Below are 20,581 nucleotides of genomic sequence, written 5' to 3'. Positions count from 1 at the left end.
TGCGTCTTGAAGATGCCTGAAAGGCCGGACTCGCGAAAAGTCCGGCGTGCCGTCTCCCTTCCGTGTCTCCCTTCCGCCGCGCCGCCACCTCGTCTGCCCGCACCTCTGAGCAAACGTCATCGCGACGCACCATCGCAAGTCAGCCAATCCGCATGTCCAGGCAATGGCATATCCGGATGCGCGACAGCGTGTTGCCCCCTGACCGGATTGACAAGCCTTGCTTCGCCCCTTAATTTACGGACAACTCCTTAACGGGGATCGCTGATGCGCGATCAAGGCGGGACTGAAGTGCTGCGAATCTCGCACGCGACGTCGCCTGCCCACACAGGGCCGATGAGACATCTCACGCGCATCGCCGCCGCACCCTCTCCATTGACCTGCCGGACAGCGCGCCGCCTGGCTGGCCGCCTCAACACCTGCCTGCCTCATTCCATCGCGACGAACCGACGCAGCCCGTGCTGTGCGTCGACCTGTCGCGTATAACGCAACCGGGAGGATTTCATCGTGAAACGATCCGGAGCACACCGCTCGCGTGTGTTGCTTGTTTGCGCCGCTCTTGCCGGGGCGCCGCTCTTCATCGGCCTGACCGTTCCTGATGTCGCGCATGCGCAAAATCCCGCGCCCATATCGGCTCAGCAGCTGGATTCGCTGACCGCGCCCATCGCGCTGTACCCCGACGCCCTGCTCGCCCAGGTGCTGATGGCCGCGACCTTTGCACAGGACGTGCAGGCCGCCGCCGCCTGGTCGAAAGCCAACTCGAAGTTGCAGGGCGACGACGCCGTGAAGGCGGTCGCCTCGGAGCCGTGGGACCCCAGCGTGCAATCGCTGGTGGCTTTCCCTCAGGTGCTCGCGACGATGGCCTCGAAGCCCGACTGGGTCACGCAACTCGGCAACGCGTTTCTGGCCCAGCCCAACGACGTGATGGACTCCGTGCAGCGTCTGCGCAAACAGGCCCAGGCCGCCGGCAATCTGAAGACGAGTTCGCAGCAGAAGGTGGTGGTCGAGCAGAGCACGATCCAGATCGTGCCGGCCAATCCACAGGTGGTCTACGTGCCGACCTATAACCCGACGGTGGTCTACGGCGCGTGGCCGTATCCCGCGTACCCGCCGGTGTACGTGCCGCCGCCGCCCGGCTACGCGATCGCGTCCGGCCTGGCCGCGGGCCTCGCGTTCGGCGCCGGCGTGGCCGTGGCGAATTCGCTGTGGGGCGGCTTCAACTGGAACTCGCACGACGTCAACATCAACGTGAACCGGTACAACAACATCAACGTGAACAACCGGCTCAACGTGAACAGCAGTACGACGAACTGGAACCGCAACACCAACGTCAATCGCAATAACGCGAATCTGAATCGCAACGTCAACAACAACGTCGGCGGCGCGCAGCGCGACGCCTTCCGCGGACGCGACGACAACTCGCGCGCCCAGGCCCAGCAGACCTTGCAGAATCGCACCGGCCAGACGATGAGCGGTAGCGCGAGTCAGCGCGTGCAAGGGATCCACCAGGGCGGCGGCGCGAACGGTGATCTGCAGAACCGCGCACAGACCGCGAATCGCGATAACGCGCTGCGCGGCGCCGGCGACGGCAACGGCGCGCGGCAGGACGCCCAGCGTGGCGAGTCGAGCCGCGCTGCGCTCTCGAATGGCGGCGCACAGCAACGGGCCGGCGCCAATGGCGCAGGACAACAACGCGCGGGCGCCGGTTCAGGCGTCAATGGCGGTGGACAACAACGCACGGGCGGCGGCCTCGGCGCCAACGGCGGCGGCGTTCAGCGCGGCGGCGGCGGTGGCGCGCGGCCAGGCGGGGGCAGCGGCGGTGAACGCCACTTCGGACGCAACCGTTGAACGATCGAGAGGAGCCTCTGATGAACCGCTTATTCCAACCGGGCGCGTTGCGCGTCCGTGCAGCGACGCTTGCCGTAGCGCTAGGCACCGCCGGCACTTTCCTCATCGCACCGCTGCTGCTGATCGGCACGAGCGCCGCCCATGCGCAGGCGGTCTACCCAAGCCCCGACGCGGCCGCCCAGGCTTTCGTCAATGCCCTTGCCAGCAACGACGAAGTGGCGCTCAAACACGTGCTCGGCAATGATTTTCATCGCTTCATTCCGACCGAGGGAATCGGTCAGGACGACATCTACACGTTCCTCGGCGCGTGGTCGAAGGGCCATCAGATCATCGACGACCCGGCTAGCGGCAACGGTCACGCCACCGCGCATCTGGCGGTCGGCGACAGCAGCTGGACGCTGCCGGTGCCGCTCGTGCAAACCACCAGGGGCTGGCATTTCGATCCGCCGGCGGCGCAGAGCGAGATGCTCACGCGCCGCATCGGCCGCAATGAACGCGCGGCGATCCTGACCTCGCTCGCCTACTTCGACGCGCAGAACGACTATCACAACCTGACCCAGCGCTACGCGCAACGCTTCGTCAGCACACCGGGCCAGCACGACGGCCTGTACTGGCAAACCGCTCCCGGCGAAACGGAAAGCCCGCTCGGGCCGCTCGCCGCCACCATGCCCAACGGCACGCTGCCCAGGGAGGCCTATCACGGCTATCACTACCGCATCCTGACGGCGCAAGGGCCGCACGCGAAGGGCGGTGCGCAGAACTATGTCGAGAATGGCGCGATGCGCAAGGGCTTCGCGCTGATCGCCTCGCCGGCCGAGTATGGCAAGACCGGCGTGATGAGCTTCATCGTCAATCAGGACGGGCAGGTTTATCAGAAGAACCTCGGCCCGCAGAGCACGCGCGCCGCAGCGGCGATCCGCTGGTTCGATCCGGATGAAAGCTGGCAGGCCACGCAGCCTTAGTACGCGATCAAGGCCGGTATAATGAGGGACTTTGCAGCGGCGCCTCTCTTCGATTGGCGCCGCGCGCTTTTCGCGGGCCGACCCGGTCCCGCCGAAACGCGCCATCGCGCGCCGTGCCGCTGAGCGCGCGTGCCCTGCCCCGCTTTCAAACTGCCCATCTCGACCCGACCATGACTGCCAAACTGATCGACGGCGTTGCCCTTTCCAAGACCCTGCGTGCCGATGTCGCCACGCGCGCGGCCGCCCTCACCGCCCGCGGCCATCAGCCGGGCCTCGCCGTGGTGCTGGTCGGCGACAATCCGGCCAGCGAAGTGTATGTGCGCAACAAGGTCAAGGCCTGCGCCGACAATGGCCTCGGCTCGTCGTTCGACCGCTACCCGGCCGATCTGCCGGAAGCGGAACTGCTCGAGCGCATCGACGAATTGAATCGCGATCCGCGCATTCACGGCATTCTGGTGCAATTGCCGCTGCCCAAACATATCGACAGCCACAAGGTGATCGAGGCGATCGCGCCGGAGAAGGACGTCGACGGCTTTCACGTCGCCAATGCCGGCGCGCTGATGACCGGTCAGCCGCTCTTCCGTCCGTGCACGCCGTACGGCGTGATGAAGATGTTCGCCGCTTACGACATTGCGCTGCAAGGCGCGAATGCGGTGGTGATCGGCCGTTCGAACATCGTCGGCAAGCCGATGGCGCTGCTGCTGCTCGAAGCCGGCGCCACGGTCACGATCTGCCACAGCAAGACACGCGATCTGGCCTCGCACACGCGTAATGCCGACGTGGTGGTTGCCGCCACCGGCCTGCGCAACATTCTCACGGCGGATATGGTCAAACCGGGCGCGGCCGTGATCGACGTCGGCATGAATCGCGACGAAGCCGGCAAGCTGTGTGGCGACGTTGACTTCGCAGGCGTCAAGGAAGTGGCAGGCTACATCACGCCGGTGCCGGGTGGTGTCGGTCCGATGACCATCACGATGCTGCTGGTGAACACGATCGAAGCTGCCGAGCGCGAAGCCGCGAAAGCCTGACACGAAAGAAGCATGCCGGCGAAGCGATTCGCCGGCCGCCGCGTCCGCGTCGCGCGGTCACGCTCAACGCGCCGCCGGTCCACCCGGCGCCATGCCGGTCGCAATCGGCGTTTGCCGGCGCGCAAGCCGCGCACGGCACCACTTCAGCACCGGTCGCTCCACGAAATGCCACGACAGCGCCGCGCACAGCAGAATGAACGGCGCGCAGACCAGCAACGCCGTCACATGGCTCAATTGCGGCGCAAGACTCGCGACGCATTGCTGCACCATGAAGCCGTACAGATAAATCCCATACGAGTAATCGTGACGCGGCACGAAGCGCCGCAGCAGCGGCGTCGTTCCCACCCACAGCACGCCGTACACGAAGGCCAGGTAAAACAGCGGCTGCGCACCCGCCGTATCGCGGAACACCAGAAACACCATCGCGAACGCCAGCGCCGTCAAGCCGTTGATATCGACCCGCTCGCGCCAGCCGTACAACAGCATGCCGAGCATGAAAAACGGCTCGGGCCAGAACGAATAGCCGCCCGGCGTTTCGCTGAAATCACGCAACCCGATCTGCAAATGCGGCAGATGCACGCGCAGCACGAAGGCCGCCACGCCTAGCACCGCCGCGAGCGCCACGCCACGCGGGGTACCCAGAAGGCCGAGCATGCCGGTCACGAGCACGATCAGATAGCAGCGCACTTCGAGCGGCAAGGTCCAAAGCGGTCCGCAGATGTCGACGGGAAAGCGGTTGTGCTCGAACACGCCAGGCAGCGCCCAGCCGGTTTTCAGCACGATGGTCGAGAAATTGTCGAGATTGGCCCACGTCATGCCGGAGGCGAAATAGTCGCGCAGCGGCAGCGTCGTAAACAACGGTCCGATGACGAACACCGTCACGAGCGAGCCCGCCGCCACCGCCGGCCACAAACGTGCGATGCGCAACGCGGCAAAGCGCGGCACCGAGCGTTGCCGGTCGAAACTGGCCGTCACCAGCATGCCGCTCATCAGGAAGAACGCGTACACGCCGAGCGCGCCGAAGCCGTCGAAGCCGAGCGCGTTGCGCACCCAGTCGGTCGTGCCGTCGGGAGCCTGCAACAGGTACGAGTGGCCATACACCACGGCCACGGCGGCCAGCAGCCGCACCAGGTCGAAATTGTTGCCCTTGCGCGATAGAGCATGCGAAAGCGGATTCATCGACACCTCTGACAGAAAACGTCGCCGACCGGTAGCGACACGCCAGAATGCGGCATGGCAGCAATGGCCACCGTTCGCTGTCGCACAGAACCACGCGCGGCATGGCTCTGCGCGTGGGTCTGCGGCCCCTTTTAGCCACGGCCTCGCGACATCTGATAATTTGTCTGGCGATGGATTGGAATTGGCACGTCCCGCCCCAATAATGTCTCTATCGGGTGTTTCCATCGGGGCGTCGAACGCGCGCCCCGCCCGCCGATCTCGATTACCCGTTCACCCGCGTCAGACAGGAAGCCTTATGTCCACTACCCCCTCGAAACACGACAATCCGCTCCTCGATTTCACCGACCTGCCGCGCTTTGGCGAAATCCGCCCCGAACACGTCACGCCCGCTCTCGATGTGCTGCTCGCCGATGCGGCCGCCGCCGTCCAACGCGCCGCCTTGCCGATCACGCCCGCATCATGGGCCGATGTGGTCGAGCCGGTCGAACGCGCCACCGAACCGCTGTCGCGCGCCTGGAGCGTGGTCGGCCATCTGAACGCCGTGGCCGACACGCCCGAACTGCGCGCCGTGTACGGCGAGAATCTGCCGCGCGTCACCGAGTTCTGGTCGAGCGTCGGCCAGAACCTCGCGCTCTACGAAAAGTACAAGACGCTTTACGCCAGCAGCGATTTTGCGTCGCTGACCGGCGAGCGCAAGAAGATCCTCGGCAATGCGCTGCGCGATTTCCGCTTGTCGGGCGCCGAGTTGCCGGAAGACCAGAAGCCGCATTTCGCCGAATTGCAGGAACGCCAGGCGGGTCTGTCCAAAGCGTTTTCGGATCACGTGCTGGACGCGACCAACGCTTACGCCTATCTCGTCGAAGCCGGCGATGAAGCGCAACTCGCGGGGTTGCCTGAAGACGTGATCGAAGCCGCGCAGGAAGCGACCGAACGCGAAGGCAAGACCGGCTACAAATTCACGCTGCACTTTCCGTCGTATTTTCCGGTGATGCAGTACTCGGAAAACCGCGCGATGCGCGAAGCGATGTACCGCGCGTACGTCACGCGCGCGTCCGAACTCGGCCCGCAATACGGCGGCGGCAAGCCCGAATGGGACAACACGGCCGTGCTCGCCGATCAGCTGAAGCTACGCGCCGAAGAAGCGCACATGCTCGGCTACAACAACTTCGCCGAAGTGTCGCTCGCGCCGAAAATGGCCGAGTCGCCCGCGCAAGTGATGAGCTTTCTCGAAGACCTCGCCACGCGCGCGCGTCCGCATGCGGAACAGGACTGGAAGGAGCTGCGTGAATTCGCCGCGACCGAACTCGGCATGACCGATCTGCAACCGTGGGACATGACATTTGCGGCTGAACGTCTGCGTCAGAAGCGCTATTCGTTCTCCGAAAACGAAGTGAAGCAGTACTTTCCCGAAGACACCGTGTTCAAAGGTCTCTTCAAGGTGACGGAGACGCTGTTCGGCGTACGCATCCGTCGCGACGAAGCGGCGGTGTGGCATCCGGACGTGCGCTTTTTTCGCGTCGAGAATCAGGACGGCGGCCTCGTCGCCCAGTTCTACCTCGACCTGTATGCGCGCGAAGGCAAACGCGGCGGCGCCTGGATGGACGACGCCCGTGGCCGTCACAAGCACACCCAGGGCAGCGTGCAGACGCCGGTTGCGTATCTGACCTGCAACTTCTCTGCGCCGGTCGGCGGCAAGCCCGCCTGCTTCACGCACGACGAAGTCATCACGCTGTTCCACGAGTCCGGTCACGGTCTGCATCACATGCTCACGCGCGTGGACGAGCTGGGCGTGTCGGGCATCAACGGCGTGGAATGGGACGCGGTCGAACTGCCGTCGCAATTCATGGAGAACTTCTGCTGGGAGTGGGACGTGCTGAGCGACATGACCTCGCATGTCGAAACGGCCAGGCCGCTGCCGCGCGATCTGTTCGACAAGATGCTCGCTGCGAAGAACTTCCAGAGCGGTCTGGGCACGCTTCGCCAGATCGTATTTTCGATGTTCGACATGCAACTGCATACGGGCTTCGACGCAAGCGGCACGAAGAACGCCACCGAACTCGCCAGCGAGATCAACGAGCGCTTTCACGTCGTGCCGCAAGCGGCGTTCTCGCGTTGGCCGAACACGTTCAGCCATATTTTCGCGGGCGGTTATGCCGCCGGCTACTACAGCTACAAGTGGGCCGAAGTGCTGTCGGCGGATGCGTATGCAGCGTTCGAAGAAGCCGCGAGCGGCAGCGTGCTCGATCAGGCGACCGGCATGCGTTATCGCCAGGAGATTCTGGAAGTCGGCGGCAGCCGTCCGGCGATGGAATCGTTCAAGGCGTTCCGCGGCCGCGAGCCGAATATCGACGCCCTCCTGCGCCATAACGGCATGACGCCTGGCGCGGCGCACTGACACGCGCCAGGTCAAAAAGCCGGCGTCTGCGTGAGCAGGCGCCGGCTTTTTTTATTCATGCGATGGAGCTGAAAAGCTCAGCCGCGATGCAGCTTGAAATCCACCTGCGCGGGACGGCCTTCGAGCGACAGCGCCGCGCGCGCCGCCGGCGCACGACTCACCACTTTACCGCGACTCACGACCGCGAGCCGGGCGGCACGCAAACGGATCGCTTCTACGGGATCGCGCGCGTCGAGCACCACGAGATTGGCCGCGCATCCCGGCGCGACACCATAGCCTTCCAGTCCGAGAATCCGCGCGGCATTGACCGTGACCGCGTCGAAGCACGCCTGCATGCCGTCGACGCCCGTCATCTGCGCGACGTGCAAGCCCATGTGCGCGACTTCGAGCATGTCGCCCGAGCCGAGGCTGTACCACGGGTCCATCACGCAGTCGTGGCCGAATGCGACGTTGATGCCGGCCGCCATCATTTCCGGCACGCGGGTCATGCCGCGCCGTTTCGGATAGGTGTCGCTGCGGCCTTGCAGCGTGATGTTGATGAGCGGATTCGCGATCGCCGCGACGCCCGCTTCGCGCATCAGCGGCAAGAGCTTGCTGACGTAGTAGTTGTCCATCGAATGCATCGACGTCAGATGCGAGCCGGTCACGCGTCCCTGCAAACCGAGCCGGTGCGTTTCGGCCGCGAGCGTTTCGATGTGCCGCGACATCGGATCGTCCGATTCGTCGCAATGCATGTCGACGCGCAAGCCCTGCTCCGCCGCATACTCGCAGAGAAGCCGCACGGACTGCGCACCGTCGGCCATGGTGCGTTCGAAATGCGGAATGCCGCCGACCACGTCGACGCCCATTGCGATTGAGCGCTTGAGGTTCTCGAAAGCGCCCGCGCTGCGCAACACGCCGTCTTGCGGAAAGGCCACCAGTTGCAGATCGAGATATGGCGCGACACGGCGTTTCACTTCGACCAGCGCTTCGACCGCGAGCAGGCGCGGATCGCAGACGTCGACATGGCTGCGGATCGCCAGCAGGCCGCGGGCGACGGCCCAGTCGCAATACTGCAGCGCGCGTTCGATCAGCGCCTCCTGGGTCAGAGCCGGCTTCAGTTCACCCCATAAAGCGATGCCTTCGAGCAAGGTGCCCGATGCGTTCACGCGCGGCAAACCGTACGAGAGCGTGGCGTCCATGTGGAAATGCGGGTCGACGAACGGCGGCGTGACGAGCGAGCCGGCCGCGTCGATTTCCTCGCGCGCGCTCGCTGCCAGATTCGGCTCGACGGCCACGATGCGGCCCGCTTCGATGCCGATGTCGACGGGATGCTGCTGCCGTAGTGCGGCGCTCGGCGGCAGCACGGCGTGGCGGATGATCAGATCCATGGTATCGCTCCCTGGTGACCGCTCTTGATGGATACCGACGATTCTATCGGCGTCAGAAAGCGCGTGCCGCGTTTTATCGACGATCCCCTGTGCCGCGCCAGTTTCGCATCGGCGCGAGCCCGGCCGTATCGGCGAGCGGGGCGCAATCCGTACCGGCGCCCTACCCTGCCGCCCACCTATACTCGACCGACAGACGGCCAACGCGCGCCGTCATCGACTCGCGGAGCAGATACATGAAAACGATCGGCGTGATCGGTGGGATGAGTTGGGAATCGTCCACCGAGTATTACAAGCTCATCAACCGTCATGCGAAAGCGCGTCTCGGCGGGCATCACAACGCACGCAGCCTGATGGTCACGGTCGACTTCGCGACCGTCGAAGCGAACCAGCGTGCGGGCGACTGGCCTGCGCTAGGCGAGCAGATGGCCGACGCCGCGCGTCAACTCGAACGCGGCGGCGCCGATCTCGTGATTCTGGCGACGAACACGATGCATCGCGTGCATGAAGCGATCGAGCAGGCCATCGACGTGCCCTTCCTGCATATCGCCGATCCGACCGGTAGCGCGTTGCGCGCAGCAGGCATCACGCGTGTGGGCCTGCTCGGCACGCGCTATACGATGGAACAGGATTTTTACACGGGACGCCTGCACGAGCGCTACGGCCTCGAGACGCTGGTGCCCGACGAGGCCGGGCGCGCGCAGGTGCACCGCATTATTTACGACGAGCTGTGTCACGGCGAAGTAGAAGACGCGTCGCGCGCGGTGTATCAGCGTGTGATCGAAGCGCTCGCTGAGCGTGGCGCGCAGGCGGTGATCCTTGGCTGCACCGAAATCACCTTGCTGATCAAGCCGGAAGATTGCGCGTTGCCCGTGTTCGACACGACTGCATTGCATGCGCAAGCGGCGGTGGAATGGGCGATTGATTCGAAGTGAAAGAAGCGGCGGTGAGTGGCCGCCAGAAGTTAAAAAGCCCGCGTGGCTTGCGCCAGCGGGCTCTCAACAATGCTTGGTTGCGGGGGTAGGATTTGAACCTACGACCTTCGGGTTATGAGCCCGACGAGCTGCCAGACTGCTCCACCCCGCGTCAGAGAAAACGGATTGTATAGAGATGTTCGCAAGACGTCAAACGATCGGGCAAATTATTTCAAAGCCCAGTTATTCGCTTGCGTAACGTGGCTCAAAGATCCTGCACCGTCGCGCCTTCCACCTTGCCGTCGATGATGTCCGCGCCATACTGACTCGCGCTGCGTTTGGCCACGCCGAAATCGGAGAACGTAGCGGGCAACACGAGACGAAACACGCGGCTCGCCTTCGAGCCGCTGATCGCGCCCGGCCGACACACGCGCACGGCGACGTCGTAGCCTTCGGCGTGGCGCTTGTGGCCATCGAATTTGTCGAATGCCCGCGAAAACACCAGCGGATGCACTTCGAAGTCCTTATAAAGGGCTGGGTAAAGTTCGGCCATGATGTTTCCCCGTTGCGCAGAATGCGCGAGTGTGAGTGAACCCACTATACGCCGCAGCCTGGCCACGCCACGCTTTTATTTTCGACGCCCCGCAGCGTCGGTTTTCACCGTCCCCTCTTCCACACGATAAGATGCGGGACTATTGGAATCAGGCAGGAATGCGAGAACGTCATGAAAATTGCCACGTGGAATGTGAACTCCCTCAAGGTCCGTCAGCAACATGTGATCGACTGGCTCGAAACCAGCGGTACCGATGTGCTGTGCCTGCAGGAATTGAAGCTGACCGACGACAAATTCCCGCGCGCGGAGCTGGAAGAGAAAGGCTACCGCAGCTGGTTCGCTGGCCAGAAAACCTATAACGGCGTCGGCATTCTGGTGCGTGCCGGTCTTGCCGTCGACGAAAGCAGCATCGTGCGCAACATTCCGGGTTTCGAAGACCCGCAGCAACGCGTGATCGCCGCGACGGTCGAAGGCGTGCGCATCATCTCGGCTTATTTCCCGAACGGCCAGGCACCGGGCACCGATAAATTCGCTTACAAGCTGCGTTGGCTCGCCGCGCTGCACAACTGGATCGCCGGCGAGATGGCGTTGCATCCCAAACTGGCACTGCTCGGCGATTACAACATCGCGCCGGAAGATCGCGACGTGCATGATCCGAAGGCGTGGGAAGGCCAGAATCTGGTGTCGCCGGAAGAACGCCTCGAGTTCGTGCGACTGGTCGAACTGGGCCTGTCCGACGCATTCCGTCTGTTCGATCAAGCGGAGAAAATCTACTCGTGGTGGGACTACCGGATGATGGCGTTCCGCCGCAACGCGGGGCTGCGCATCGACCACATTCTGCTGTCGAAGGCGTTGGCCGAAGTGTGTTCGGCGTGCGAAGTGGACAAGGTGCCACGCAAGTGGGAACAGCCGTCGGATCACGCACCGGTGGTGGCGACGCTCGGCTGATCGCCCAGCAGGGCCCGCCGTGACACTGCGCTCACACGTTCAACGTGTGCCACAAAAACTCGAACACCATGGCATCGTGCTCGGCCTGCTCCAGTTCATCGGAGCCGCCGTGCCCGCCTTCGGTGTTCTCGCGATACCAGACCTTGTCGGTCTGATTGGCCTGATCCGCATGACCCGCACTCAGCGCCTGCATGCGCGCCGCCATCTTGCGTGCGTGACCGGGATGCACGCGATCGTCGGCCGTCGACGTCGTGAACAATACCGGCGGATACGCCACGTCTGCTGACACGCGGTGATACGGCGAGTAGCCGGCCAGCACGCGCGCTTCATCCGGCTCGTCGGGGTCGCCGTATTCATCGATCCATGACGCGCCCGCGTGCAGCAGATGGTAGCGGCTCATATCGAGCAACGGCACCTCGCAGACCACCGCGCCGAACAACTCCGGACGCTGCACCATGCACGCCGCAACCAGCAACCCGCCGTTGCTGCCACCCTGAATGCCGAGTTGCGCGGCACTCGTCACGCCCGTGCTGATCAACGCCTCGGCCACTGCGATGAAATCGTCGAAAGCGCGCTGCCGGTTCTCGCCCTGGGCCGCCGTGTGCCACCGCGTGCCGAACTCGCCGCCGCCGCGAATATGCGCGACGACATACACGGCGCCCCGCTCCAGCCAGCCGATGCCCTGCCCGGTCAGATAGCTCGGCAGCAAGGGGATCGCAAAGCCGCCGTAGCCACTGAGCAGACAAGGACGCGTCGGCTGCTTCGCGCACGCTTGCGCGACGTCCTGTTCCACGCGCGGCGCTATCACGGTGTACGGCACACGCGTGCCATCGGCGGACACTGCGTGCCCACGCGTGACGACAAACCGCGTCGCGTCGAATTGGGTCGGCCAGCGGTCGAGCAATTCCCACTCGCTCAGATCGGCTTGCGCGAGATCGGCGAGCCAGTAAGCCGGCGGTTGCAGATAGTCGTCGGTGTCGACGAACACTTCGTCGTTGAGCGTCGACTCGACAGGCGAGACGTCGGCTTGCGTGTCCTCCGGCGACGGAAACAGCCGCTGCTGCCACTGCCACGCGTCGTCCGCTCCTTGCGACGGTGTCCACAGCACGGTCCGGTTCTGCACGTCCTCGAGGTACGAGACGATCAGCTGATTGCGTGTATGCGTCCACTCGCAAGCGGACGTCAGAGCGTTCGGCAAGAACAGCGCCGTCAAGTCACGCTCGCCGCGCAGGAACGCGTCTTCGCGAATCGCCAATAACGCGCCGCCCGGAAAGCTCACGCCCTGGCAATCCCAATCGAGGCGCGGTTCGAGCAGCAGCCAGCCCTGCCAGCCGCCTACCGCGACCTGCGCCGGCACATCGAAACGACGCCAGGCGTCGATCGCGCCAGCGGCGGTATCGAGGTAATACGTGTGCGAGTCGAAGAAGTCGATACTGCTCGCCACCGTATGACGTTGCTCGAACGGATCGTAATGCGCCTCCACGCCGATATCGCCGAATGCGCCCTTGTACACGACCGGCGCATCGGCGAGCGAAGTGCCGCGCGTCCAGCGCCTCACTTCACGCGGATAGCCGGAACGCGTCAGCGTCTTGCGCCCGTTATCCCAACCGACGTAAAGCGTATCGCGATCGATCCACGAAGCCGTGTGCTTGCCCGCCTTCGGAATCACGAAGCCATCCTCGACGAACCGCTGCGCGTCGAGATCGAACTCGCGAACGACCAATGCATCGGAGCCGCCCGGAGAGAGCGTGATCAATGCGCGATCGCCGTCGGGATAAAGAATGTCGAGTTCGGCGCACACCCACGGCGTGCCTTCGGCCGCGCCGAGCGCATCGAAATCGATCAGGTTCTGCCACACGTGCGTGCCGCTGCGCCAGGCGGCCCAGGTGGTGCGTCGCCAGATACCCTTGGGATTGCGCTCGTCCTGCCACAAATCGTACGCCCACTCTTTCCAGCGATCGGGAATCACCGGACGCTCGCGCGGCAGATACGCATCGGCGAGACGCTGCCTGAGGGTGTCGAATTCAGCGCTGCTGCACCATGCGGCACGCGTGCGCGCGTTCTGCTGCTCGACCCACGCGAGCGCGTCGGGATCGTCGAGCACTTCGAGCGACAGGAAGGGATCGGGGGAAAGCGGCCAGGAAAAGCGGGTGGGAGAAGCGGGCATCGTCGGCTGTCAAAGGAAAACAGCGTTGATTATGCCCTGTGTATGCCGGTGTATGCCTTGCCGGAGGACGAGGACGACGTCAGCGCCGTCCTCGCCTTGCAACCTGATGCTCAGGGCTCGAGGTTGAGTTCCTGAATCTTGCGCGTGATCGTATTGCGGCCGATACCGAGTCGCTCGGCCGCTTCCACCTTGCGGCCGCGCGTGAAATCGAGCGCCTCGCGAATCACCGCCGCTTCGAAGCGGCGAGCGAGTTCGTCCATCACGTCCGCTGCGTTCTCGCGCAGCATGCGCGCGACTTCCGTGCGCAAGCCGCCTTCCCACGCGCTCACGGCACCCGCGACCGGCATGCCGCCCGCCGCAGCCGGATGCACCGCCGCGCTGACGCCGTTGATCGGCGCGGTACCCGCCAGACCCGCTTCACCCGCGCCGATCACCCCGCCGCCGCCGGCGAGATCGGTCACGCCCGCTTGCGCGGGGCCGAGGTCAGGCGGCAAGTCCTTGATCTCGATGGTCTGCGCAGGCGCCATCACCGTGAGCCAGTTGGCCAGATTCTCCAGCTGCCGCACGTTGCCTGGAAACGGCAACGACGCGAGATAAGCGAGCGCTTCTTCGGAGACGCGCTTCGGCTCCACGCCGAGATCACGCGCGCTCTTCTGCAGGAAGTGACGCGTGAGCAGCGGAATGTCTTCGCTACGCTCGCGCAAGGCCGGCAAACGCAAGCGGATCACGTTGAGACGGTGATACAAGTCCTCGCGGAACAAACCTTGACGCACCCGCGACTCGAGATTCTGGTGCGTCGCCGCGATCACGCGCACATTGGCGCGCAATGGATTGTGGCCGCCGACACGATAGAACTGGCCGTCCGACAACACGCGCAACAGACGCGTCTGCAGATCGAACGGCATATCGCCGATTTCGTCGAGAAACAGCGTGCCGTTCTCGGCCTGCTCGAAACGCCCCTGACGCATGGCCTGCGCGCCGGTGAAGGCGCCGCGCTCATGGCCGAACAGTTCGGATTCCAACAGATCCTTCGGAATCGCGGCCGTGTTCAGCGCGATGAAGGGACCGTTCGCGCGTGGGCTATGTCGGTGCAACGCACGCGCGACCAGTTCCTTCCCGGTGCCTGATTCGCCGGTAATGAGCACGGTTGCAGCAGAATGGGACAGACGGCCGATCGCGCGGAACATGTCCTGCATCGCCGGTGCCTGACCGAGCATTTCCGGTGCTTCGGTCACGCGCTCGTCCCACGTCTGCTCGCCGCGCATGCTTTCGTCCACCGCGCGGCGAATCAGCTCGACCGCCTTGTCGACGTCGAACGGCTTGGCGAGATATTCGAACGCGCCGCCCTGGAATGCGGCGACCGCGCTATCCAGATCCGAAAACGCCGTCATGATGATGACCGGCAAGCCCGGCACCTTTTCGCGGACGGTTTGCAGCAGTTCGAGGCCGGAGCCGCCCGGCATCCGGATGTCGGACACCAGAACTTGCGGGCTATCGTGATCGAGCGCCGCCGACGCCTCGCGCACATTCGCGAAGCTGCGAGTCGCGAAGTTTTCGCGGGCCAGTGCTTTTTCGAGCACCCAGCGAATCGATTGATCGTCGTCTACTATCCAGATCGGCTTCATATAGGTCGTCAGAAGTCTTGAGATGCGTGTGGTTTTAGCAGTCGAGCGGCAGCAAAATCTGAAACTCGGTGTGACCCGGCCGGCTTTCCACTTCGATCAGGCCGTCGTGCTGCTGCACGAAGGTCTGCGCGAGCGTCAGACCGAGACCGCTACCGTCCTCGCGCCCCGACACGAGCGGATAGAAAATGCGGTCACGAATGTCCTCGGGAATGCCAGGGCCGTTGTCCGTAATATGCAAGTCCAGTGCCAGCTTACATAAGCGTTTCGACACGGTGATCTTGCGGGCAATCCGGGTGCGCAATTCGATCCGCGCATCGCCTTGCGAAATGCGCTCGCGCAGCGCTTCCGCTGCATTGCGCACGATGTTGAGCAGCGCCTGAATCAACTGCTCCTTGTCGCCGCGCAGATCGGGCACGCTCACGTCGTAATCGCGTTCGATCGTCAGGCCGCGCGGAAACTCAGCGAGAATCACCTGGCGCACACGCTCGCAAACTTCGTGAATATTCACGTCGCCGACGATATGCGGATGACGGTGCGGCTCGAGCAATCGGTCGACCAATGTCTGCAGCCGATCCGATTCCTTGATGATGACCTGCGTGTACTCGCGCAACTCGTCGCGCTGACGCTCGCCGAGTTCGAACTCGAGCAATTGCGCCGCGCCGCGAATCCCGCCGAGCGGATTCTTGATCTCGTGCGCGAGATTGCGAATCAGTTGTTTGTTGACGGCCGTGAGGTCGTTGATGCGCTCCTCGCGGTCGGTACGCAAATGCCGCTCGTTCTCGAACAGTTCGAGCAGCACGTAATCCTGTGCGCCTTCCAGATAGCCGACGATCGCATGCACATGCAGCGGCTCGTGGCCCGGACGCTCCAGCACGGTGTCCAGATGGGTCGCGTGAAAACGGTGGGCGGCGATCGCGGAAATGGTCGCCATCAACTCATCGGCATTCGAGAAGACGTCCGGCCACGCCATCTGCGTCAGTTGCCGGCGCGAGAGTTCCAGCATGGCCTCCGCCGACGGATTCGCAAACGCCACGCGTAGCGTGCGCTTTTCGAGCACCAGCACAACCGTGGGCAACGCCTCGAAGCCCGGCAACAAACCGGAACTGACGAGTTGCGCGTCGTCCGACAGCGACTGCTCGTGCCCTTTCCTTGCCTTGATCAGATTCTTGAGAACCATCTTGCAGTCCGGCCGATAGGAGATGGTGATAAATCAGGGGTAAAGCCGCTCGCGCATGCTGGTTCGCAAACGTTCTGCGCGGTCTAACAAAAAAGGGACGGCGCCGCCGTCCCTTCGTGACCGATCGCGAGCGTCGGGCCAAGCGCTTCGCCGTTTGAAGGGCGAAGCGCCATGACCACTTACAGCGAGTAGTACATTTCGAATTCGATCGGGTGCACCGACTGACGATAGCGTTGCAGCTCGCCCGTCTTCAGTTCGATGTACGCGTCGAGCATCGAGTCCGTGAACACGCCACCGCGCGTCAGGAATTCGCGGTCTGCGTCGAGCGAGTCCAGCGCCTGGTCGAGGCCGGCACACACGGTCGGGATCTTGGCATCCTCTTCCGGCGGCAGGTCGTACAGGTTCTTGTCGGCAGCTTCGCCCGGGTGAATCTTGTTCTGCACGCCGTCCAGACCCGCCATCATCAGCGCGGAGAAGCACAGGTACGGATTCGCCATCGGATCCGGGAAACGCGTTTCGATACGACGGCCCTTCGGGTTCGACACGTGCGGAATGCGGATCGATGCCGAACGGTTGCGCGCCGAGTAAGCCAGCTTCACCGGTGCTTCGAAGTGCGGCACGAGGCGCTTGTACGAGTTCGTCGACGGGTTCGTGATCGCGTTCAGCGCGCGAGCATGCTTGATGATGCCGCCGATGTAGAACAGCGCGAATTCCGACAGACCTGCGTAACCGTTGCCTGCGAACAGGTTCGCGCCGTCTTTCCAGATCGACTGGTGAACGTGCATGCCCGAACCGTTGTCGCCAACCACCGGCTTCGGCATGAACGTTGCCGTCTTGCCGTACGTGTGCGCGACATTGTGGATGATGTACTTCATCTGCTGCAGCCAGTCAGCGCGTTGCACCAGCGTCGAGAACTTCGTGCCGATTTCATTCTGGCCCTGGCCCGCGACTTCGTGGTGATGCACTTCGACCGGAATGCCGATCTGTTCGAGCAACAGGCACATTTCCGAACGGATGTCCTGGAACGTGTCGACCGGAGCAACCGGGAAATAGCCGCCCTTCGTGCCCGGACGGTGGCCGGTGTTGCCGCCTTCGAAGTCCATTGCCGACGACCACGGTGCTTCTTCCGAGCCGATCTTGACGAACGTGCCCGACTGGTCCGTGCCCCACTTGACCGAGTCGAAAATGAAGAATTCGGGTTCCGGACCGAAGAAAGCCGTGTCGCCGAGACCCGTGCTCTTCAGATACGCTTCAGCGCGCTTGGCGAGCGAACGCGGGTCGCGCTCGTAGCCCTTGCCGTCTGCCGGTTCGACGACGTCGCAAGTCAGCACGAGGGTCGATTCTTCGTAGAACGGGTCGATGAAAGCCGTGTTTGCGTCCGGGATCAGCAACATGTCCGATGCTTCGATGCCTTTCCAGCCGGCAATCGACGAACCGTCAAACGCATGGCCGCTTTCGAACTTGTCTTCATCGAATGCCGACACCGGCACCGAAACGTGTTGTTCTTTGCCGCGCGTGTCGGTGAAACGGAAGTCGACAAACTTGACGTCTTCGTCTTTGACGAGTTGTACGACGTCGGCCACGGATTTACTCATAACCTATCTCCTGATTAACGAATTCGGCGGATTCAGCCGCCGCCCAATCTAGCTGACCCGTCCCGGCGCGTCCACCCTCAATCGTTGAGGTCGAACATAAAAGTCCATCGGGACAAAATCGATCGGCACCAATAAAGCAGCTTCTGTGCCATGTGTGCGCCAACCCGGCGCAAAACCCGACTGCGCGCGCGTTCGCGGGGAATGGGCGCACCGAACGGCATGCAGCCCTCAAATGTTCGGCGCGACTCAAGCACCAAAATAGTGCTTTCTCCAGATGGGAAACGGCTGGTCTCTCTATTGTGGTGCATTTCGGTGCATCTGCACCAAATTTGTACATTTCTCGGAGCGGCGTGCACGCGCTTTTCGCCCCGCTCGTCGCGCGTGCGGAGCGGACATCGCGCGCTAGAATGGTCATTTCGCCCGAAGGAGATTTGCGCTCATGAGCACGCTCGAACAGTTGTACGCCCAGGCGGATCGACGCCGCGTCGAGAGTCAGCTGCCTTACGCGGGCGCGATTTCGCCCGCCGAAGCGTTCGAACTGCTGCAACTCGACTCGCGCACGCGTCTGGTCGACGTGCGCACGCGCGCCGAACTCGACTGGGTCGGCCGACCGGTGATCGGCGACGGCCAGTACGCGCACGTGGAGTGGACCCGCTACCCGGGCGCGGTGCCGAATCAGGAATTCGTTCAGCAGTTGAGCCAGCTGGCCACGCCCGATACGCCCGTGCTGTTTCTGTGCCGCAGCGCCGCGCGCTCGAAGCTTGCCGCGATCGCCGCCACGCAGGCCGGCTTCACCAAGGCGTACGACCTGCTGGAAGGCTTCGAGGGCGACAAGGACGGCCAGGGGCATCGGAAGACAGTGTCGGGCTGGTGCTTTCGTGGGTTGCCGTGGATTGGCGCCTGAGTATCGTCGGCGTCGAATGTGACAGGCCGATGATCTGGCGATGCCGCGCTCGCGCTGGATGGCGAGCGCGATGAAAAACGGGCGCCGCGGCGCCCGAATTAATTTTGCGTCGGCGCGTGGCTTTGGCACGCGGCTTCGTTTTGTGTAGCCGCGTGACTCAGTTGCGCGTCGTTTTGCGTCGTCGCCTGGCTCAACCTCGCGGCTTCGTTGCCGCCGCTACAGCCGCCTCGGCTTCCGGCTCGACGATATCGCCGCCCAGCAGGTGCACACCCTCGCGCAACTTCACGAAAGCGGCCGCCACCGCTTCCGGCTCGCCTTTCACACCCAGGTCGATGTGATGCCGCGCGTACACGCCGCCGCGCTCGGCGTCACCGACGCTCGGCAGACTGAACACGCGCACACCCGGGAAATCGTGTTCGATCTTCTCCATCAACGGCGCCACGCGCGATTCCGGCAACTCGAACACCAGCAGCGACTTCTCCGCATGCGGCATGGCGTGATGGAGATCCGCATATTGGGTATCCAGCACCCATTCGATCATCGGCCACGCCATTACCGGAAAGCCCGGTACGAAGTGGTGCTGTTTGATCGAGAAGCCAGGAATCTTGTTGTAGCCGTTCGGAATGATCGACGCACCCCGCGGATACGTGCCCATATTCAGCCGATGCCGGTTCTCGGGCGACTCCAGATCGAGCGGCGTCGCCGCATTCGCCGGATACATATCGCGGATGCGTTCCTGGATCAGCCTGCCCGCTTCCGGATGCAGTTCGAGCGGCACGCCGAGCGCGGCCGCCGCGCATTGGCGCGTGTGGTCGTCGGGCGTGGCGCCGATGCCGCCGGTGGAAAACACGATGTCGCCCGACGCGAAGGTACGGCGCAGCGTCGCCGTGATGCGCTCAGGGTCGTCGCCGATGTATTCCGCCCAGCCGAGCGACAGCCCGCGCGCGCGCAGCAATTCGATGACTTTGGGCAGATGCTTGTCGACGCGCCTGCCCGACAGGATTTCATCGCCGATGATGATGACGCCGAATGCCATTGCCGCCTCTCTGGTTTTGATCAGTAGGGAACCGGCGCCGCGTGACGCACGCCGCCGTGCTCTTGCGCGCGCATGCGCTGCAGCGCGCGCAGACAGTAGTAGCCGAACCACAGGGCCGAAAACACGAGGATGAACGCGTAGATCCAGATCGTCACCGCGGTGATGACCGGAAACAGCACGATCAGCCAGACCGACGACGCCCACAGCAGCGTCGGCAGCGAACCCAGCAAGCCGCTGGCGATGCCGATCAGCAGCAGCGGCAGGCGGAACCGGCGTACCAGTGCACGGCGCTCGTCGCGAGTGGCGTGCAGCGCGAGTGCGTCGTAGCTCATCACACGATAGGTCAGCCAGCCCCACAGCAGCGGCGGAATCAGCGCGAAGAACGGCGGCACCAGCCAGAGCGGCAAGGTCACGACCAGCATCACCAGGCAGATCAGCGTGGTCCACAATGCTTGGCCGAGGCTACCGTACCACGTTCCGCCGCGACGCATTTCGAGGCCGGGAAATTGACGCGCGGCGAGGAAGCGGATGACCGCCGGCATCGACAGCGTAGCGATCAGCAGCAATACCGTCACGACGATCAGCGGAATCGCGATCGCAATCACGATGAACGGCGCGATCGCCGTATGCAGCGCCGAGAATCCGAGCCAGTCGAACAGGTGATAAAGCGTGACGGTGAACGCCCAGCTTTCGAGCCACGTACGGGTCGAGCCGATCAGCGTTTGCCACGAGAACCACAGAATCACGCCCCACCCGACCGTTGCCGCGAGAAACGGCATGAAGGTTAGCCAGAGCATGCGCGGGTGGAGTGCGCTGGCGAGCGCGCGTCCGAACGAGCGCAATAGATCATTCATGCGAGCCAGTGCCGGTGAACGAAACGATGGAA

16 protein-coding genes and 1 tRNA gene are annotated in these 20,581 nt (G+C 63.7%); 7 read left to right on the top strand and 10 right to left on the bottom strand.

What is annotated here, in order from left to right; all coding sequences use genetic code 11:
- The first annotated feature begins 504 nt into the window (after window positions 1-504).
- The 3 genes from FQ705_RS26515 (at window position 505) to folD (ending at window position 3,835) form a co-directional block, all read left to right on the top strand.
- Window positions 505-1,845: a DUF3300 domain-containing protein gene (locus tag FQ705_RS26515; RefSeq protein ID WP_144146110.1), complete on the top strand. Its 1,341-nt coding sequence runs from the start codon at window positions 505-507 to the stop codon at window positions 1,843-1,845.
- 20 nt (window positions 1,846-1,865) lie between these two features.
- Window positions 1,866-2,807, top strand: a complete 942-nt coding sequence (locus FQ705_RS26510; protein WP_144146108.1) for a DUF2950 domain-containing protein — start codon at window positions 1,866-1,868, stop codon at window positions 2,805-2,807.
- Between the two features lie 170 nt (window positions 2,808-2,977).
- Window positions 2,978-3,835 carry a bifunctional methylenetetrahydrofolate dehydrogenase/methenyltetrahydrofolate cyclohydrolase FolD gene (gene folD / locus FQ705_RS26505; protein ID WP_144146106.1) on the top strand — a complete coding sequence of 286 codons (858 nt, stop codon included), beginning with the start codon at window positions 2,978-2,980 and terminating at the stop codon, window positions 3,833-3,835.
- 63 nt (window positions 3,836-3,898) lie between these two features.
- On the opposite strand, the gene FQ705_RS26500 is transcribed toward folD, so the two are convergent.
- On the bottom strand, window positions 3,899-5,014 hold the full coding sequence (locus tag FQ705_RS26500) for an acyltransferase family protein (protein ID WP_144146104.1): 1,116 nt from the start codon (window positions 5,012-5,014) through the stop codon (window positions 3,899-3,901).
- A 295-nt stretch (window positions 5,015-5,309) separates the two neighbouring features.
- On the opposite strand from FQ705_RS26500, the gene FQ705_RS26495 reads away from it, so the two are divergent.
- On the top strand, window positions 5,310-7,409 hold the full coding sequence (locus FQ705_RS26495) for a M3 family metallopeptidase (protein ID WP_144146102.1): 2,100 nt from the start codon (window positions 5,310-5,312) through the stop codon (window positions 7,407-7,409).
- Window positions 7,410-7,486: 77 nt separating this feature from the next.
- On the opposite strand, the gene FQ705_RS26490 is transcribed toward FQ705_RS26495, so the two are convergent.
- Window positions 7,487-8,779: an amidohydrolase family protein gene (locus FQ705_RS26490; RefSeq protein ID WP_144146100.1), complete on the bottom strand. Its 1,293-nt coding sequence runs from the start codon at window positions 8,777-8,779 to the stop codon at window positions 7,487-7,489.
- A 233-nt stretch (window positions 8,780-9,012) separates the two neighbouring features.
- On the opposite strand from FQ705_RS26490, the gene FQ705_RS26485 reads away from it, so the two are divergent.
- Window positions 9,013-9,711, top strand: a complete 699-nt coding sequence (locus FQ705_RS26485) for an aspartate/glutamate racemase family protein (protein ID WP_144146098.1) — start codon at window positions 9,013-9,015, stop codon at window positions 9,709-9,711.
- Between the two features lie 74 nt (window positions 9,712-9,785).
- Here the strand turns inward: FQ705_RS26485 and FQ705_RS26480 are convergent.
- Together FQ705_RS26480 and FQ705_RS26475 are read right to left on the bottom strand one after the other, a co-directional pair.
- Window positions 9,786-9,862 (bottom strand) — tRNA-Met (locus FQ705_RS26480).
- Window positions 9,863-9,955: 93 nt separating this feature from the next.
- On the bottom strand, window positions 9,956-10,243 hold the full coding sequence (locus FQ705_RS26475) for a hypothetical protein (protein ID WP_144146096.1): 288 nt from the start codon (window positions 10,241-10,243) through the stop codon (window positions 9,956-9,958).
- Between the two features lie 171 nt (window positions 10,244-10,414).
- Here FQ705_RS26475 and xth point away from each other — a divergent pair, with 171 nt between their 5' ends.
- Window positions 10,415-11,191, top strand: coding sequence for an exodeoxyribonuclease III (gene xth, locus FQ705_RS26470; RefSeq protein ID WP_144146095.1), 777 nt, complete (start codon window positions 10,415-10,417; stop codon window positions 11,189-11,191).
- 31 nt (window positions 11,192-11,222) lie between these two features.
- On the opposite strand, the gene FQ705_RS26465 is transcribed toward xth, so the two are convergent.
- The 4 genes from FQ705_RS26465 to glnA form a co-directional block, all read right to left on the bottom strand.
- Window positions 11,223-13,358 (bottom strand): prolyl oligopeptidase family serine peptidase, encoded by a 2,136-nt coding sequence (locus tag FQ705_RS26465; protein WP_144146093.1) that lies wholly within the window; start codon window positions 13,356-13,358, stop codon window positions 11,223-11,225.
- A gap of 110 nt (window positions 13,359-13,468) precedes the next feature.
- Window positions 13,469-14,983, bottom strand: a complete 1,515-nt coding sequence (ntrC, locus tag FQ705_RS26460) for a nitrogen regulation protein NR(I) (protein WP_144146091.1) — start codon at window positions 14,981-14,983, stop codon at window positions 13,469-13,471.
- Window positions 14,984-15,017: 34 nt separating this feature from the next.
- Entirely contained in the window at window positions 15,018-16,160 is a 1,143-nt protein-coding gene (glnL, locus tag FQ705_RS26455) for a nitrogen regulation protein NR(II) (RefSeq protein ID WP_144146089.1), read from the bottom strand.
- A gap of 179 nt (window positions 16,161-16,339) precedes the next feature.
- Entirely contained in the window at window positions 16,340-17,755 is a 1,416-nt protein-coding gene (glnA, locus tag FQ705_RS26450) for a type I glutamate--ammonia ligase (protein ID WP_144146087.1), read from the bottom strand.
- Between the two features lie 439 nt (window positions 17,756-18,194).
- Here glnA and FQ705_RS26445 point away from each other — a divergent pair, with 439 nt between their 5' ends.
- Complete coding sequence (locus FQ705_RS26445; RefSeq protein WP_144146085.1) at window positions 18,195-18,659, top strand: rhodanese-like domain-containing protein; 465 nt, start codon at window positions 18,195-18,197, stop codon at window positions 18,657-18,659.
- A 190-nt stretch (window positions 18,660-18,849) separates the two neighbouring features.
- On the opposite strand, the gene FQ705_RS26440 is transcribed toward FQ705_RS26445, so the two are convergent.
- Window positions 18,850-19,695 (bottom strand): competence/damage-inducible protein A, encoded by an 846-nt coding sequence (locus tag FQ705_RS26440; protein WP_144146083.1) that lies wholly within the window; start codon window positions 19,693-19,695, stop codon window positions 18,850-18,852.
- Between the two features lie 20 nt (window positions 19,696-19,715).
- Complete coding sequence (locus tag FQ705_RS26435; protein WP_144146081.1) at window positions 19,716-20,549, bottom strand: EI24 domain-containing protein; 834 nt, start codon at window positions 20,547-20,549, stop codon at window positions 19,716-19,718.
- Window positions 20,550-20,581 lie beyond the last annotated feature (32 nt).

Source organism: Paraburkholderia sp. BCC1884, assembly GCF_900996225.1.
Taxonomy (GTDB): domain Bacteria; phylum Pseudomonadota; class Gammaproteobacteria; order Burkholderiales; family Burkholderiaceae; genus Paraburkholderia.
Note: the sequence above shows the minus strand (reverse complement) of the source record. Positions and strands in the feature narration are given on the sequence as shown.

What these genes read in the sequence shown, in the direction of transcription:
- FQ705_RS26510 (WP_144146108.1), top strand. Translation starts at nt 1,866, where the DNA reads ATGAACCGCTTATTCCAACCGGGCGCGTTGCGCGTCCGTGCAGCGACG.
- folD (WP_144146106.1), top strand. Translation starts at nt 2,978, where the DNA reads ATGACTGCCAAACTGATCGACGGCGTTGCCCTTTCCAAGACCCTGCGT.
- FQ705_RS26500 (WP_144146104.1), bottom strand. Translation starts at nt 5,014, where the DNA reads ATGAATCCGCTTTCGCATGCTCTATCGCGCAAGGGCAACAATTTCGAC.
- FQ705_RS26495 (WP_144146102.1), top strand. Translation starts at nt 5,310, where the DNA reads ATGTCCACTACCCCCTCGAAACACGACAATCCGCTCCTCGATTTCACC.
- FQ705_RS26490 (WP_144146100.1), bottom strand. Translation starts at nt 8,779, where the DNA reads ATGGATCTGATCATCCGCCACGCCGTGCTGCCGCCGAGCGCCGCACTA.
- FQ705_RS26485 (WP_144146098.1), top strand. Translation starts at nt 9,013, where the DNA reads ATGAAAACGATCGGCGTGATCGGTGGGATGAGTTGGGAATCGTCCACC.
- FQ705_RS26475 (WP_144146096.1), bottom strand. Translation starts at nt 10,243, where the DNA reads ATGGCCGAACTTTACCCAGCCCTTTATAAGGACTTCGAAGTGCATCCG.
- xth (WP_144146095.1), top strand. Translation starts at nt 10,415, where the DNA reads ATGAAAATTGCCACGTGGAATGTGAACTCCCTCAAGGTCCGTCAGCAA.
- FQ705_RS26465 (WP_144146093.1), bottom strand. Translation starts at nt 13,358, where the DNA reads ATGCCCGCTTCTCCCACCCGCTTTTCCTGGCCGCTTTCCCCCGATCCC.
- ntrC (WP_144146091.1), bottom strand. Translation starts at nt 14,983, where the DNA reads ATGAAGCCGATCTGGATAGTAGACGACGATCAATCGATTCGCTGGGTG.
- glnL (WP_144146089.1), bottom strand. Translation starts at nt 16,160, where the DNA reads ATGGTTCTCAAGAATCTGATCAAGGCAAGGAAAGGGCACGAGCAGTCG.
- glnA (WP_144146087.1), bottom strand. Translation starts at nt 17,755, where the DNA reads ATGAGTAAATCCGTGGCCGACGTCGTACAACTCGTCAAAGACGAAGAC.
- FQ705_RS26445 (WP_144146085.1), top strand. Translation starts at nt 18,195, where the DNA reads ATGAGCACGCTCGAACAGTTGTACGCCCAGGCGGATCGACGCCGCGTC.
- FQ705_RS26440 (WP_144146083.1), bottom strand. Translation starts at nt 19,695, where the DNA reads ATGGCATTCGGCGTCATCATCATCGGCGATGAAATCCTGTCGGGCAGG.
- FQ705_RS26435 (WP_144146081.1), bottom strand. Translation starts at nt 20,549, where the DNA reads ATGAATGATCTATTGCGCTCGTTCGGACGCGCGCTCGCCAGCGCACTC.